Source organism: Pseudocitrobacter sp. CD920760, assembly GCF_057782505.1.
Window position 1 is genome coordinate 1,461,024 of sequence record NZ_CM173490.1, and the last position, 14,898, is coordinate 1,475,921.

Below are 14,898 nucleotides of genomic sequence, written 5' to 3' on the forward strand. Positions count from 1 at the left end.
GAAAAAAAGAGAGCGGACGATACGATGAGTACCGTCCGCTATGTTAGGTTAACCGGCGCTCCAGGTATACGGCGCGGCGACGCCGAGCGGCATCCCCAGCCCCCACCAGGCCAGCAGGAACAAGCTCCAGCTAATAAAGAAGGCGATGGAGTAAGGCATCATCATTGATACCAGCGTGCCGACGCCCGCGCCTTTCACATAGCGCTGGCAATAGACCACCACCAGCGGGAAGAAGACCATCAGCGGGGTGATAATATTGGTGCTGGAATCGCCGATACGAAACGCTGCCTGGGTCAGTTCCGGTGAGATCCCCACGGCCATCAGCATCGGCACCATAATCGGTGATAACAGGCCCCATTTGGCCGAGGCGGAACCAATCAGCAGGTTCACGGCGGCAGTCAGCAGGATCATGCCGATAATCGTCGCTTCGCCCGGCAGCTCCATCGCTTTCAGGCCATCCGCGCCGACCAGCGCCAGCAGTGTGCCAATGTTCGAGTCGCTGAACGCTTTAATAAACATGGCGCAGAAGAACGCCATCACCATGTATGAGCCCATTTTACTCATCGAGTCATTCATCGACGCGATGACATCTTTGCCGGTTTTAAAGGTGCCGGATGCAAAGCCGTACACAATCCCCGGCAGAATGAAGATAAGGAAAATTAGCGGCACGATGGATTTCATAATGGGCGCGCTGTAAGAGGTGAGCGAGCCGTCGGTGCCGCGCAGCATCGAGCCTTCCGGCCAGGCCGCTGCCGCCAGCGCCGCGAGGCCCAGCAGCATCACCAGCGACGCGCGATTAAAGGCGCGGCTCTCTTTTTCTGAGACGCTGGACATATCCTCTTCATGCTTATAATCGCCGTCGATTGTCATTTTGCTGACGCGCGGCTCAACGATGCGCTCGGTGACCCACCAGCCGACCAGGGTAATCAGAATCGAAGAGGCAATCCCGAAGAAGAGGTTACACAGGGTGTTGACGGTATAGGTGCTGTCGAGCAGTTGTGCTGCGGCCTGGGTAAAGCCCTGCAACAGCGCATCGTTCCCGGTAGGCACCATGTTAGCGGCAAACCCGCCGGAGACACCCGAGAACGCTGCGGCGATCCCGACCAGCGGGTGACGCCCGGCAGACATAAAGATAATTGCGCCCAGTGGGATCACCAGCACGTAGCCCGCATCCGCCGCCACGTGGCTGAACATCGCGACAAAAATCAGCATCGGCGTCAGAAGTTTCTTTGGCGTTACGCGCAGCATCTTCTTCAGGCCCACGTTAATAAAGCCGGAGCTTTCCGCTACGCCGACGCCGAGCATCGCCACCAGCACAATACCGAGCGGGGCGAAGGTGGTGAACGTCGTCACCATATTGGCCAGCGTGTTGGTGAGTGCTTCGGCAGAGAGCAGGTTGTTGACCTGAACGGTCTCCTGCGTCATGGGATTGACGACATCAAAGGTCATTAACGACAGGACGGCAGACAGCCCCATCACGACCAGTAAAAAGTAGAAAAAGATCAGCGCCGGTTCAGGAAGTTTATTCCCGGCGCGTTCAATCGCATTGAGGAAACCGCTCATCAGACGGCTTTCACCGGCCCCGTTCCCTGGTGTTGTGGTGTGTGTACTCATTCGCTTCCCTTAACACTGACAAAGTGTTTCATAATTTGTCTGAATGTATCATCGGGGATGATAGGGGTAATTGCGCGGCTAAACTATCTTTTTTGCCAACAAAAACTCGACGAATGTCTTATTTATTTACTCACCATGCTGATTATTCGGTAATTGTTGGTGGTTTGCTCGGTGTGATCGAGTGATCTATTCCTTTACCGCCCCCGGAAACGCGTCATTCAGCCACTCGACAAACACCCGCAGCCGATGAGGAAGGTGCCGGTTTTGCGCATACACCACATAAAAGGGATAGGAAGCGGGTCGCCAGGGACGGAGGATCTCCACGACTTCACCGCTGGCGAGCTGATTTCTCAGTGAATAGGTGAACGTCTGGATAATGCCTAACCCCGCCTCGACGGCGGCAATGTGCGCGTTGCTTTCGTTGATGCCCAGGTGATGCTCCGTTTTCATCTCGGTCAAGATGTCGTTGTGCTTAAAGCGAAAAGGAAATGCGCGGCCGCTGGCGGGGGAAAGGTAGCTAATCAGGCGATGCCCGTTTTTGAGTTCATCAGGATAGGCAGGCGTGCCGTAGCGCCGAAGGTAATCGGGTGTGGCGCAGGTGATCAACGTCGCTTCACCTATTTTACGGGCGATCAGCGTTGAGTCTTCCAGCGCGCCGCCCCGGATTGCGCAGTCAATATTGCCGCTAATAAGGTCTGAGGGTTTATCCGCCACGACCAGGTCAATAAGAATATCCGGATAGGTCGCCATAAAATCGGCCAGCAGCGGAATCAGGACATCCCGGGCGGTGGAGCCGCCAATAGCAATTCGCAGATGACCTTTAATATTGTTTGTCGATGTCTTAAATGCGGCATCGACCTCTTCCAGCGCATTAAGGATCTCCCTCGCTTTTTCATAATACGCCTCACCTTCAGGCGTGACCGTAATACGCCGTGTCGTCCGTTGCAGCAGGCGAATGCCCAGGTGCGATTCCAGCTGTTGAATCGTTTTGCTAATTGTCGCGTTGGGCATATTCAGCGAGTCGGCGGCACGCGTAAAACTGTTAGCTTCGACCACGCGGATAAAAACGTTAAGCGCTAAAAATCGGTCCATTATTTTTCCTGACTCTGCATCGCCATTATTTACCTCTGTGAAGAGTGTTTTCTTATTTGCCCTGTTTTTCCGCCTGAGTGAGTGCGATTACAGTACTCACGAGCTTAGCAACCGGGTCGATGCGCTAAGTCGATGACTCACCTGACATATTTAAACTTTAGTTAAGGAAGTGCACCATGAGTAAAAAACTGGCGGATAAAATTGCGTTAGTCACCGGGGGAAGCACCGGTATTGGCCTGGCCGCAGCGCAGGCGCTGGCTGAGCAGGGCGCAACGGTGTATATCACCGGCAGACGTCGTGAAGAACTTGATGCGGCGGTGGCGTTAATTGGCCCTTCCGCAAAAGGCATTCGTGCCGACGCGTCTAATTTAAACGATCTTGATACCGTATTCTCGACGATTGCCAGCGAATCAGGACGGCTGGATGTGCTGTTTGCCAATGCCGGGGGCGGTGACATGCTGCCGCTGGGGCAGATAACCGAAGCGCATTTTGACCGCATCTTCGGCACCAATGTGCGCGGTGTGCTGTTTACTGTGCAAAAAGCGTTGCCGCTGTTGCGTAAGGGCTCTTCCGTTATCCTTACGGGCTCGACGGCGGCGGTGAAAGGCACTGCGAACTTTAGCGTGTACAGCGCAAGTAAAGCCGCGTTACGTAGCCTGGTCCGTTCGTGGGCGCTCGACCTGAAAGATAGCGGCATCCGGATCAATGTGGTCAGCCCTGGCCCCATTCGCACGCCGGGTCTTGGCGGCCTGGTGCCCGAGGAGCATCGCCAGGGGCTATTTGACGCACTGGCGGCCGAGGTGCCGTTAGGGCGACTGGGCGAACCGGAAGAGGTCGGCAAAGCGGTGGTTTTCCTTGCCTCCGACGACGCGAGCTTCATCAATGCCGCAGAGATTTATGTTGATGGCGGGTTGGCGCAGATATAGCTGATGAAAGTTGCCGGGAAGATTCTTGCCCCTGATGATGTCGTAAAATGGGCTTCCCGGCTTTTTCTGGCGTACAGTGGATGGCATACATAATTGTTTTGAATTCCCACAGTCATCCTCTGGAGAAAAAGGTATGTCGCAACCTAAGCTGTTTACCCCTTTTCGCATTCGAAACCTTGAACTTGATAATCGTATCGTGATTGCTCCTATGTGCCAGTACTCGGCAACGGATGGCTGCATGAATGACTGGCATGTACAGCATCTGGGTCAACTGGCGCAGTCTGGCGCGGGGTTACTGACCATTGAAGCAACCTCCGTTTCTCCCGAAGGGCGTATTACGTTTGCGGATGTTGGTCTGTATGACGATCGTTGTGAAGAAGCCATGGGCCGGGTGATAGCCTCCATTCGCCAGTGGTCAGATATGCCTATCGCAATACAGCTGGCCCATGCGGGAAGGAAAGCGTCCACGTCCAAACCGTGGGAGCAAAAAGGGCCACTCGCGCCCGATGAAGAGGGCGGTTGGCAGACCGTCGCACCCTCCGCGATTCCCTATAATGAGGGGCATTCGACGCCTGCGGCACTGGATAGCGAAGGCTTAGAAACCGTGCGTCAGCAATTTGCGCAGGCTGCGAAACGCGCGGCCCGGCTGAATGTGGATCTTATCCAGATACACGCTGCGCACGGCTATCTGCTGCATCAATTTTTATCGCCGCTGTCGAACAACCGAACGGACAATTACGGCGGCTCTTTTGAGAATAGAGTCCGATTCCCGCTGGAGATTTTTGACGTCGTTCGCGCCGCGTTCCCGGCGGACAAAGCAATCAGCGTGCGCATCTCGGCAACCGACTGGGTCGAGGGCGGGTTCAATATTGACGAGGCAGTAGCATTCTCCAGACTGCTGGAAGAACGCGGGGCAGATGCAATACATGTCTCCAGTGGTGGTTTGCATCCTGAACAGCAGATTGATGTTTTCCCAGGCTACCAGGTTCCGCTGGCCAGGGCGGTGAAATCAGCCGTTAACATCCCGGTCGTCGCGGTGGGATTAATTACCGAGCCAGAACATGCCGAGTCAATCGTGGCGGGCGGTGATGCTGATTTTATCGGGCTCGCGCGCGGCGTACTTTATAACCCAAGATGGCCATGGCATGCAGCAGCAGCGCTGGGGGCGCAGGTTCGCGCGTCGAATCAATATCTTCGCTGCCAGCCACACAGTCTGAAGCATTTATTTAAATAGTCAGGGTGCGCGATGCGAGACAACGTATCGCGCTTTCATTAAAGAGAAGTAACCGTGCAGGTCACCACTTCATCGCCCTTCACCTCATAAGCCACGCTGATTTCCTTCCCGGCAAGCTGGGCTGAAAACGCCGGTGTTAAGCGCAGACAAAGCGTGTTCTCATCAATCGCGATCATCTCAGCCGCCGCAAATCCTGGGCAGGGTTCCGCCTGTGAAGAGTACGCTTTATAGACGCTCTCTTTGGCAGAGAACGCCAGCGTCAGGGCAATCGCAAAAGGCAGGCCGCTGGTTTGCAGGCGAAAAATTTCCGCAGGCGAGGTAATTTGCGTCGCCACTTCGGCGGCTAACTGCGAGCTGAAGATGTGCTCGATATCAATGCCCACAGGCATCCTGGACACGGCGGCTATTGCCCGTTTTCCGCTGTGGCTGATGCTGCCAAAAATGCCTTCCGGCCACAGCGGTTGACGCTGTTCACCGATGCCAGGAATGGCTTTCAGGCCAAAGGGCTGTAGCGCATACGCGGCGGCAATCCGCCCGGCAAGATGCTCAATACGCCGTTTTTTGCCAAAATGCGCCAGGTCGGCGTGATGCGGTAACCACAGCAAATCGCCGTCGGTGAAGGTTTCAGGCTGAAAATCAATACGGTGTAGAAGGTAGTTTGCGAGGGTAAATGTCGTGTGATGGGTTTGCATCTTTTCCCCATACTTCTCTCCCCACAAAGGGGAGAGAAGACGGAACAGCGTTAAGTTTAGAAGTGCGTATTGACGCTCATAAACCAGGTACGGCCTGATTCGTTATAGGTATTCGCGCCTGCGCCATACATATAACCTGTCGCCCCGCCCGTGGTCTGGGCATTGCCTTCACGCCAGTGGCGTTTATCGAAGACGTTATCCACGCCGCTGGTCAGACTGACGTTTTTGGTCACATCCCAGGTCGCGCTCAGGCCAACGATGCTATAAGGGCTGACTTCGTCAGTTTCCGGGCCAGTAGCCGGTTGCCCTTTATAGTTGTATTTCTTCGGCTGCTGTTTGCCGTACCAGGTGAAGGTCGACTGCAAGGAGACATCCTGATGTACCTGCCAGCTCAGTGTTGAGTTCAGCGTGTACTCCGGAATGATCGACAGGCGATCGCCGGTCTCTTTATTCTTACTTTGCAGCATGTAGGTGATGTTGTTGGTCCAGTTAACGGTTTCGCTGACCGGAATATTCAACGTTCCTTCCAGGCCTTCAACTACGGCTTTCGGCACGTTTTCCCATTTGTAGATATCGGTACCGCTGGCGTTGCTGGAAACCGCAGAGTAGCCCGCTTCGATTTTGTCGCGGTAGTCATTACGGAACCAGGTCACACCGGCCAGCCAGCCATCGCGTCTGAACTCCAGACCAATCTCTTTGTTGATGCTGGTTTCTGCTTTCAGGTCGTCATTACCCTGCAAATAGCAGGCGCCGCCGCTGGCGTAGCAACCCTGACCTTTACTGTAGAGAATGTAGTTCGGGTTAGTCTGATACAGGCTTGGCGCTTTATAAGCACGCGCGATACCCATTTTCAGAGTGAAGTCATCGCCCAGACCCTGAGACAGGTTCAGCGACGGGCTCCAGTTGTTGCCGACGATGGTATGGTGATCGAAACGCAGCGCTGGCGTCAGCATGGTGCTGTCGGTCAGCTCAATGTTGTCTTCGGCAAACAGAGAGAAAATCTCAGCCTGCGAATAAGGGCTACGGTTAGTGCTGGTTGCGCCCGGAACGTCGCCGCCCATAAAGGTTTGGGTGTTAGAACCTAAATCTTTCATGCGCTGCTGGTTCCATTCGGTGCCCAGCGTCAGGTTCTGATTAACCAGCAGGTCGAGCGGAATGCTCACTTCGCTGTGCAACATCAGATCGGCAAGATCGATATTCACATAGTCGTTGGTGGAGAAGATCCCTTCCGTACCGCCCGCCAGACCTTCACCTTTACGGGAGTTACGGGTGTGCTCGTACTGGACCCAGTTGCTGGTGGTTACGCCGTTATCCCAGCCGCCATTCCAGGTGACAGAGTAGTTCTGGCGATAAAGACGGTTAGTCTCTTTGCCGTAGTTATCTTTCACTAACTGGTTGCTGTTGGTATTTTGAGTATCACCCGCGTAGAGGTTACCCTGTCGGCTATAGCCCGCTTCGAATTCCAGGGACTGCATCGGCGCAAAGTCCCAACGAACCTGGCCGTTGATATCTTTGTTGATGACGCCTTCACGGCCTGCAGGCAGCGTGCTGGAGTAAATACCGGTACGTTCAGACTGATGACCTTTGTTAATATCCCACGCATCCGCCTGCGTCTTATCCAGGTTACCGTACAGACGGAAGCTGAAATCGCCGCCCATCGGGCCGCTCAGGCTAAAGTTGGTACGCTTGGTGGAGCCTTCGTCTTTGTGCTCCGGCACATTGAAGTAGGTATCCCACGACCCGTGCCACTCGTTGCCGCCTTTCTTAGTGATGATATTCACCACGCCGCCCGCTGCGCCGTTACCATAACGGGCTGCTGCCGGGCCACGGATGACTTCAATACGTTCGATCATCTCCGGCGGTACCCAACTGGTATCGCCACGGGTATCACGCTCGCCGCGCCAGCCCTGACGAACAGAGTTACGGCTGCTGACAGGTTTACCGTCAATCAGGATCAGGGTGTTTTCCGGGCCCATCCCGCGAATATCAATCTGGCGGTTGTTGCCACGCTGGCCGCTGGTGGAGTTACCGGTCAGGTTGACGCCCGGCATGGTACGGATGATTTCAGACACATCGCGCGCCACCGGATTTTTACGGATTTCGTCAGCGGTAATGGTGGAAACACCGGGAGCCTGCAGGTTCTGCTGCGCGGCGGTGACGACCATCGTCTCGCCAGTTGATTCGGTTTCGCTGGTGGAGGCGGTCTCTGCGGCGTTGAGGGGGAAGGCGACGCCGTAGATACCCAAATTGACCAGTAAGGCCAGGGATTTGATCTTGTTATTCATCACTAATCCTGCTTTTCTTCGCCGTTCTCTCCACTTGCTCCATTCCCACGGGGAGGAGAGGCGGCATGAGTTGTGCCAGGGAACTGCGAAAGCTGCCGTCCATGGGGAAGAAAGCGGTTCCTGACTAATCTTTTATTTTGAAAGACATCTCTTGCGCGCCAATACGTTATTGCAAATGCAAATAGTTATCAATAATATTATCAATAGATTTTCACATGTAACAAAAAATTCCACACTAAACATGGGGTTAACGTGACGGAGAAGTTAGCAGCAGGAAGCGATGCCTGGTGGGCGACGATAAAAGGCCCGCAATTTGAACGAGTTGGCGATCGCTATCAGGTCACATTCTGGTGGCGCGATCCTAATGGCACCGCGCAAACATCCCCTGTTCGTCGGGTGTGGATTTACATCACCGGCGTCACCGATCATCACCACAACTCAGCACCACAGACGCTGGAACGCCTGCCTCATACCGATGCCTGGTTCTGGAAAACGACGCTTCCCGCCACCTGGCGGGGAAGCTACTGCTTTGCGCCTTCTGCACGCGAAGATGATTTTCCGGCGGCGATTTTTAGCCAAAGCGAGCCGGATCGTGCACTGCTGCGCGAAGGCTGGCGCAAGCTCCTGCCGCGTGCGGTGGCGGACCCATTGAATTCACAAAGCTGGAAGGGCGGGCGCGGGCATGCGGTATCGGCGCTGGAAATGCCCGAGGCCCCCGAACAGCCGGGATGGGCGACGCCTGCCACGCACTGGAACGCGCCGCAGTGTATTGAGTGGCATAGCACGAAACTGAATAACACGCGGCGGGTATGGATTTTTACCACAGGCGAAGCCGATGCCGGTGACAGGCCGCTGGCGGTATTGCTGGATGGCCAGTTCTGGGCGGAAAGTATGCCCGTTTGGCCCGCCCTGATGGCGTTAACCCAGGCTGGAAAACTGCCGCCTGCGGTCTATCTGTTGATCGACGTGATCGACAATGCGCACCGCAGCGTCGAACTGCCCTGCAACCCGGCGTTCTGGCAGGCGCTACAACAGGAACTCCTGCCACAGGTACAGGCCATTGCGTCGTTTAGCGATCGCGCCGATCGCACAGTGGTGGCCGGACAGAGCTTCGGCGGCCTCGCATCGCTCTACGCCGGACTTTACTGGCCAGAGCGTTTTGGCTGCGTCTTAAGCCAGTCGGGATCGTACTGGTGGCCGCATCGCGGTGGCCAGGAAGAAGGGCTGATTTTGCAACGCCTCAAAAGCGGCGAGATACAGCCAACAGGATTGCGCATCGTGCTGGAAGCTGGCGTACGCGAGCCGATTATCTTTCGCGCCAATCAGGCGCTTTTATCACAACTACAGCAAACACAGCAGTCGATTTTCTGGCGTCAGGTTGACGGCGGGCATGATGCGCTTTGCTGGCGTGGCGGGTTAACCGCAGGGCTGATGACGCTCTGGGAACCTTTGGTTCACGCCGACTAGCAAAGCACGATTAACGACAGGAGTTTGGTATGCAAGTTAGTAACCCCTTCGACGATGTGCAAGGGCAGTTTTATCTTCTGCAAAATGAACAGCAGCAGTTTAGCCTGTGGCCTGCCCAGTGCGCGCTGCCTGCGGGCTGGCGCGTGATTAGCCAGCCGCAATCTATAGACGGCTGCAATGCCTGGCTCACGGATAACTGGTCGACATTGATTCCGTCGCATTATGCGTCTGAGAAGGGGGCTGCATGAGCCCGCGTTTACCGTTAGTTGCCGCGCAACCGGGGATCTGGATGGCGGAAAAACTCTCAACGTTACCGAATGCCTGGAGCGTGGCGCATTACGTTGAGCTGGAAGGTGAAGTGGATGGCGAACTGCTGGCGCGTGCGATTGTTGCCGGGGTGAATCAGGCTGATACGCTACGTATGCGTTTTGGCGAGGACAACGGCGAACCGTGGCAGCAGGTCGATGACAGCCTGATGTTCACTATGCCTGAGGTACACGATCTTCGCGCGGATGCCGATCCGCACCAGGCTGCCATGACCCTGATGCAGGACGACCTGGCGCAGAACCTGCGTCTGGAAAGCGGTAATCCGCTGCGGTGTCATCAGCTTTATCGCGTCGGCGATCGCCGCTGGTACTGGTATCAGCGTTATCATCATTTGCTGGTGGATGGCTTCAGTTTCCCGGCCATTACCCGTCAAATAAGCGAAATTTACCGCGCATGGCAGCAGGGCGAACCGACGCCGGAATCGCCATTTACCCCGTTTGCGGAGGTGGTGGAGGAATATCAGCGCTACCGGGAAAGCGAGGCGTATCAGCGTGACGGTGCGTTCTGGCGCGAGCAGCGTCAATCGCTGCCGTCACCGGTATCTCTCTCTCCCGTTCCGCTGCCGGGGCGCGCGGAAACCACCGATATCTGGCGGCTGAAACTGACCGCCGATCGCCACGCGTTTTCTCGTCTGGCCGCCGCCGCACCACAGTGCCAGCGTGCCGATTTGGCGCTGGCATTGAGCGCGCTGTGGCTTGGGCGTTTATGCGGGCGCAGCGACTTTGCCGCCGGGTTTATCTTTATGCGTCGCATGGGATCGGCGGCGTTAACCGCCACCGGACCGGTGCTGAATGTGTTGCCGCTCTCCGTCACCCTGAACGGAAAAGAAACGCTGGCAGAGCTGGCGGTACGCCTTTCCGGGCAGTTGAAGAAAATGCGTCGTCATCAGCGTTACGATGCCGAGCAGATTGTGCGCGACAGCGGGCGTGCCGCGGGTGATGAACCGCTGTTTGGCCCGGTCTTTAACGTCAAAGTGTTTGATTATCATCTGGCGTTCACCGATGTACAGGCGACGACCCATACGCTGGCGACCGGCCCGGTAAATGATCTGGAGCTGGCGCTGTTCCCGGATGAGTCGGGCGGCCTGACGCTGGAAGTCCTGGCAAATCAACAACGCTACGATGAGCCGACGCTGAAACGTCACATCGCGCGCCTTAGTGCTTTATTGCAGCAGTTTGCGGATAACCCGGCGTTGGCCTGTGGCGATGCGGATCTGCTCTCTGACGACGAATATGCGCAGTTAGAAAAAATTAACGCCACCGCGCGCGAAATCCCGGCCGCTACGCTGAATTCGCTGGTGGCTGAGCAAGCGGCCAAAACGCCAGACGCCCCGGCACTGGCGGATGCGCGCTATCAGTTCAGCTATCGCGAACTGCGCGAACAGACGCTGGCGCTGGCGCGCCTGCTGCGCGCACATGGCGTACAGCCAGGTGATAGCGTCGCCGTGGCGCTGCCGCGCTCGGTATTTTTAACGCTGGCGCTGCACGGTATCGTGGAAGCCGGGGCCGCATGGCTGCCGCTCGATACGGGCTATCCGGACGATCGCCTGCACATGATGCTGGAAGATGCGAAACCGAAACTGTTGATCACCTCAGCCGATCAGCGTCATCGTTTCCCGAATATCGAAAGCCTTTGCTACAACGAACCGCTGCCGGTAGATGGCGATGAACCGCTGGCGATCACCACGCCGCAGCAGACGGCCTATATCATTTTTACCTCGGGCTCGACAGGCAGACCAAAAGGCGTAATGGTGGGCCATGAAGCCATCGTTAACCGCCTGCTGTGGATGCAGGACCACTATCCGCTTGGCGCGGATGACGTGGTGGCGCAGAAAACGCCATGCAGTTTCGATGTCTCGGTTTGGGAGTTCTGGTGGCCGTTTATCGCTGGCGCGAAACTGGTGATGGCAGAACCGGAAGCGCATCGCGACCCGCAGGCGATGCAGCAATTCTTCGCGGAATATGGCGTTACCACCACCCACTTTGTGCCGTCGATGCTGGCGGCATTTGTCGCCTCGCTGACGCCTGAAACGGCCCGTTGCTGTCGCACGCTGAAGCAGGTGTTCTGTAGCGGCGAAGCGCTGCCTGCGCAGCTTTGCCGCGAATGGGAACAGCTCACGCATGCCCCGTTGCACAATCTTTACGGCCCGACGGAAGCCGCCGTTGACGTCAGCTGGTATCCGGCGTTTGGCGAAGAACTGGCGAATACCACCGGCCACAGCGTGCCGATTGGTTATCCGGTCTGGAATACCGGGTTACGCATTCTTGATGCGATGATGCGCCCGGTCCCGATGGGGATTGCAGGCGATCTTTATCTGACCGGCATTCAGCTGGCGCAAGGCTATCTGGGGCGACCCGATCTCACCGCCAGCCGCTTTATTGCCGATCCGTTTGCGCCGGGCGAGCGTATGTATCGCACCGGGGATGTCGCGCGCTGGCTGGAAAACGGCGCGGTGGAGTATCTGGGGCGCAGTGACGATCAGCTGAAAATTCGCGGCCAGCGTATTGAGTTGGGTGAAATTGACCGCGTAATGCAAAGCCTGCCGGATGTCGCACAGGCGGTCACTCATGCCTGTGTGATCAACCAGGCGGCAGCAACCGGTGGCGATGCGCGTCAGCTGGTCGGCTATCTGGTGTCAGAATCGGGTTTACCGCTGGATCGTGACGCTTTACTGGCGCAACTGCGTGAACAGCTGCCGCCGCATATGGTGCCGGTCGTGCTGCTACAGCTGGATTCTCTGCCGCTGAGCGCCAACGGGAAACTCGATCGTAAAGCCCTGCCGCTGCCGCAGTTGACGGTGAGCACGCAAAGCCGCGCACCCTTGCCGGGAACGGAAACCCTGGTGGCACAGGCGTTCAGCGCGCTGCTCGGTTGCGAGATTAATGATGTGGAAGCTGATTTCTTCGCACTGGGTGGACATTCGCTGTTGGCGATGCGGCTTGCCGCGCAGTTGAGCCAGCAAACCGGGCGTCAGGTGACGCCGGGGCAGGTCATGGTGGCCTCTACGGTGAGCAAACTGAGCGTGCTGCTGGATGCTGAAAATGACGAACAGACGCAGCGTCTGGGTTATGAAACCCTGCTTCCGCTGCGTGAGAGCCACGGGCCAACGCTGTTCTGTTTCCATCCGGCTTCGGGTTTTGCCTGGCAATTCAGCGTGCTGGCGCGTTATCTGCCCGCAAACTGGTCGATAACGGGTATTCAGTCTCCGCGCCCGGAAGGGCCGATGCAGCAGGCTGCGACCCTGGACGAGGTTTGCGACTATCATCTTGCCACGCTGCTGGCGCAGCAACCGCATGGTCCGTACTATCTGTTCGGTTATTCGCTGGGCGGCACGCTGGCGCAGGGCATTGCTGCGCGGCTGCGTGCACGTGGTGAAGCGGTGGCATTCCTGGGATTACTCGATACCTGGCCGCCGGAAACGCAAAACTGGTCGGAGAAAGAAGCCAACGGTCTGGATCCGGAAGTGCTGGCTGAGATCGCCCGTGAGCGCGAGGCGTTTCTCGCCGCTCAGCAGGGGCAAGCCTCTGGCGAACTGTTTAATGCTATTGAAGGCAACTATGCCGATGCGGTGAGGTTGCTCACCACCGCGCACAGCGCCAGATTCGATGGCAAGGCGACGCTGTTTGTGGCTGAACGCACCTTACCGGAAGGTATGGACCCGCAGCAGGCCTGGGCGCCGTGGGTCGGTGAGCTGGAGGTCTATCGTCAGGATTGCGCTCACGTCGATATTATCTCTCCACAGGCGTTTGTGGCGATTGGCCCGGTTCTGAAGCATATCCTTGGCAAACAATAACCGCTTACCCTCCCTTTCGGGGGAGGGCTTCAGTTCAGTGCGGTAGTCAGTGGCGTGCGCTTCTTTTTGCTTTCCTGAAACGAAAGAGAAGGCGTAAGTGAGCGAGAATAGAGAATGTCACCTAATCTGCGATAGTAATTATCTGCGTAAAACGCGTCGATGGTGGCCGGTATGGCCGCGTGGTCGAACGTTATCTCACCGTTGATCATCGCTGAAATAAGCGCTGAAAGTTCTGCCCGTTCGCCTGGCGGATAGAGGCAACCATTCACGCCTGGAATGATGATATCGCCTGGCCCGGAGATACAGTCTGAACTGATGCAGGGAATGCCGCGTGCCATAGCTTCCAGTAGCGTCATAGGGAAACCTTCAAAAGAGGAGGTCAGTAGCAACGCCGTAACCTGGCCAATCTCTTGCTGCACCACTTTCCACGGTTGCGCCTGCCAGCCATGCCAGGTAATTCGATTCGCAATACATAACTCCTGCGCATATGTTTTGCAGCGATCGCTGTCAGAGCCGTCGCCGATAATGTGCAATTTCCAGCGACCGGGAACGCGGGAGAAACTGTCGAGTAAATCTTTTACCCGTTTCTGTCCTTCGAATTTTAATCTACCAACATAGATAAAGGCTGGAATATCATTCTGGCTATGCGCAGGAATAACGACCGGGGTTTTATCCGTTGGGTTATAGATGACGTGAATATTCTTTTCGGCCACCCCTCGTTTAATCATCTGCTGGCGGATGCCGCAACTGATAGCAAGATGCTCATCAGCGCAGGTGATATATTTCGCATGCTTTTTATGATCCAGCGAAAAATGTGGCCAGGAAAATAGCGTGAAGTAGCCATTCGTTTTTAAGCGAGCTCTACTGGCATAAAGGCATGAGAGGGGGTCGATAGCAATAACGACATCGGGCTGTTCATCCGAAAGCCAGCTACTCAAGGCATGGAGATGCTTAGCCCTGCGTAGCGGGGATAATTTGATATTTGAAATGGAGTAATGGGCATCAATATCTTTAAGCCATTTTTTATCCATGTCATTCTTGCGACAGGTAAAAAATATTTTACATTGCGCAGAGAAAGGTTCAGCACTCAATGTCTGGATAACATTGCGAATCACTGTTTCCATTCCGCCAAAACCTGAAATAGCTTCACCAATAAATACTATTTTCATTATTTTTTATCCACTTAAACCTTATTGTGATGATACTGTTAATGAAATAGCTGAGAGGAGCTGCCAATATTTTGCTAATTTTATCTTTCCAGGAAATAGGGCTCAATTTGAAATCATTCCGGAGGCAGATTAAATCTATAAAAATGTGACCATGATCACGGACTATTCGTAGTATAGGTATTTAACCGCGATGATTGTTCTGGATGCATTATTTTCGATATGAATTATTTGAATGCATTTTATTTGGATGAATGTTGTTTTGTTACATCGTGGTAACATTGCGCCGCGTTTTCCTGCCA

The 14,898-nt window shown here is 55.5% G+C and carries 10 protein-coding genes; 5 read left to right on the top strand and 5 right to left on the bottom strand.

Features of this window, described 5'->3' with window-relative positions:
* Window positions 1–48: 48 nt before the first annotated feature.
* Both AC1MKH_RS06575 and AC1MKH_RS06580 read right to left on the bottom strand, forming a co-directional pair.
* Window positions 49–1,614 (bottom strand): AbgT family transporter, encoded by a 1,566-nt coding sequence (locus AC1MKH_RS06575; protein ID WP_276218531.1) that lies wholly within the window; start codon window positions 1,612–1,614, stop codon window positions 49–51.
* 186 nt (window positions 1,615–1,800) lie between these two features.
* Window positions 1,801–2,706 (bottom strand): LysR family transcriptional regulator, encoded by a 906-nt coding sequence (locus AC1MKH_RS06580; protein ID WP_276218529.1) that lies wholly within the window; start codon window positions 2,704–2,706, stop codon window positions 1,801–1,803.
* A gap of 176 nt (window positions 2,707–2,882) precedes the next feature.
* On the opposite strand from AC1MKH_RS06580, the gene AC1MKH_RS06585 reads away from it, so the two are divergent.
* Window positions 2,883–3,632 carry an SDR family NAD(P)-dependent oxidoreductase gene (locus tag AC1MKH_RS06585; protein ID WP_276218526.1) on the top strand — a complete coding sequence of 250 codons (750 nt, stop codon included), beginning with the start codon at window positions 2,883–2,885 and terminating at the stop codon, window positions 3,630–3,632.
* A 133-nt stretch (window positions 3,633–3,765) separates the two neighbouring features.
* Window positions 3,766–4,866, top strand: a complete 1,101-nt coding sequence (locus AC1MKH_RS06590; RefSeq protein ID WP_276218525.1) for an NADH:flavin oxidoreductase/NADH oxidase — start codon at window positions 3,766–3,768, stop codon at window positions 4,864–4,866.
* Window positions 4,867–4,904: 38 nt separating this feature from the next.
* On the opposite strand, the gene entD is transcribed toward AC1MKH_RS06590, so the two are convergent.
* Together entD and AC1MKH_RS06600 are read right to left on the bottom strand one after the other, a co-directional pair.
* The gene (gene entD, locus AC1MKH_RS06595; protein ID WP_276218523.1) at window positions 4,905–5,558 is read right to left on the bottom strand and encodes an enterobactin synthase subunit EntD; all 654 of its coding nucleotides are present in this window, start codon (window positions 5,556–5,558) and stop codon (window positions 4,905–4,907) included.
* Window positions 5,559–5,614: 56 nt separating this feature from the next.
* Window positions 5,615–7,843 (bottom strand): TonB-dependent siderophore receptor, encoded by a 2,229-nt coding sequence (locus tag AC1MKH_RS06600; protein WP_276218521.1) that lies wholly within the window; start codon window positions 7,841–7,843, stop codon window positions 5,615–5,617.
* Between the two features lie 252 nt (window positions 7,844–8,095).
* Between AC1MKH_RS06600 and fes the strand changes: the two genes are divergently transcribed.
* From fes to entF, 3 genes are read left to right on the top strand one after another with little or no spacing between them, the layout of a single operon-like run.
* On the top strand, window positions 8,096–9,310 hold the full coding sequence (gene fes, locus AC1MKH_RS06605; protein WP_276218519.1) for an enterochelin esterase: 1,215 nt from the start codon (window positions 8,096–8,098) through the stop codon (window positions 9,308–9,310).
* A 29-nt stretch (window positions 9,311–9,339) separates the two neighbouring features.
* Window positions 9,340–9,558, top strand: coding sequence for an MbtH family protein (locus tag AC1MKH_RS06610; protein WP_327621805.1), 219 nt, complete (start codon window positions 9,340–9,342; stop codon window positions 9,556–9,558).
* Window positions 9,555–13,430: an enterobactin non-ribosomal peptide synthetase EntF gene (entF, locus tag AC1MKH_RS06615; protein WP_276218515.1), complete on the top strand. Its 3,876-nt coding sequence runs from the start codon at window positions 9,555–9,557 to the stop codon at window positions 13,428–13,430. The genes AC1MKH_RS06610 and entF overlap by 4 nt, the downstream gene beginning before the upstream one ends.
* Before the next feature lie 29 nt (window positions 13,431–13,459).
* Here the strand turns inward: entF and waaB are convergent, their stop codons facing one another.
* A complete protein-coding gene (waaB, locus tag AC1MKH_RS06620; protein WP_276218513.1) occupies window positions 13,460–14,599 on the bottom strand; it encodes a lipopolysaccharide 1,6-galactosyltransferase in 1,140 nt (379 codons plus the stop codon).
* Between the last annotated feature and the right edge of the window lie 299 nt (window positions 14,600–14,898).

Excerpts from the sequence above, each read along its gene's own strand:
- AC1MKH_RS06575 (WP_276218531.1), bottom strand. The coding sequence starts at position 1,614 with ATGAGTACACACACCACAACACCAGGGAACGGGGCCGGTGAAAGCCGT.
- AC1MKH_RS06600 (WP_276218521.1), bottom strand. The coding sequence starts at position 7,843 with ATGAATAACAAGATCAAATCCCTGGCCTTACTGGTCAATTTGGGTATC.
- AC1MKH_RS06585 (WP_276218526.1), top strand. The coding sequence starts at position 2,883 with ATGAGTAAAAAACTGGCGGATAAAATTGCGTTAGTCACCGGGGGAAGC.
- AC1MKH_RS06590 (WP_276218525.1), top strand. The coding sequence starts at position 3,766 with ATGTCGCAACCTAAGCTGTTTACCCCTTTTCGCATTCGAAACCTTGAA.
- entD (WP_276218523.1), bottom strand. The coding sequence starts at position 5,558 with ATGCAAACCCATCACACGACATTTACCCTCGCAAACTACCTTCTACAC.
- waaB (WP_276218513.1), bottom strand. The coding sequence starts at position 14,599 with ATGAAAATAGTATTTATTGGTGAAGCTATTTCAGGTTTTGGCGGAATG.
- AC1MKH_RS06580 (WP_276218529.1), bottom strand. The coding sequence starts at position 2,706 with ATGGACCGATTTTTAGCGCTTAACGTTTTTATCCGCGTGGTCGAAGCT.
- entF (WP_276218515.1), top strand. The coding sequence starts at position 9,555 with ATGAGCCCGCGTTTACCGTTAGTTGCCGCGCAACCGGGGATCTGGATG.
- AC1MKH_RS06610 (WP_327621805.1), top strand. The coding sequence starts at position 9,340 with ATGCAAGTTAGTAACCCCTTCGACGATGTGCAAGGGCAGTTTTATCTT.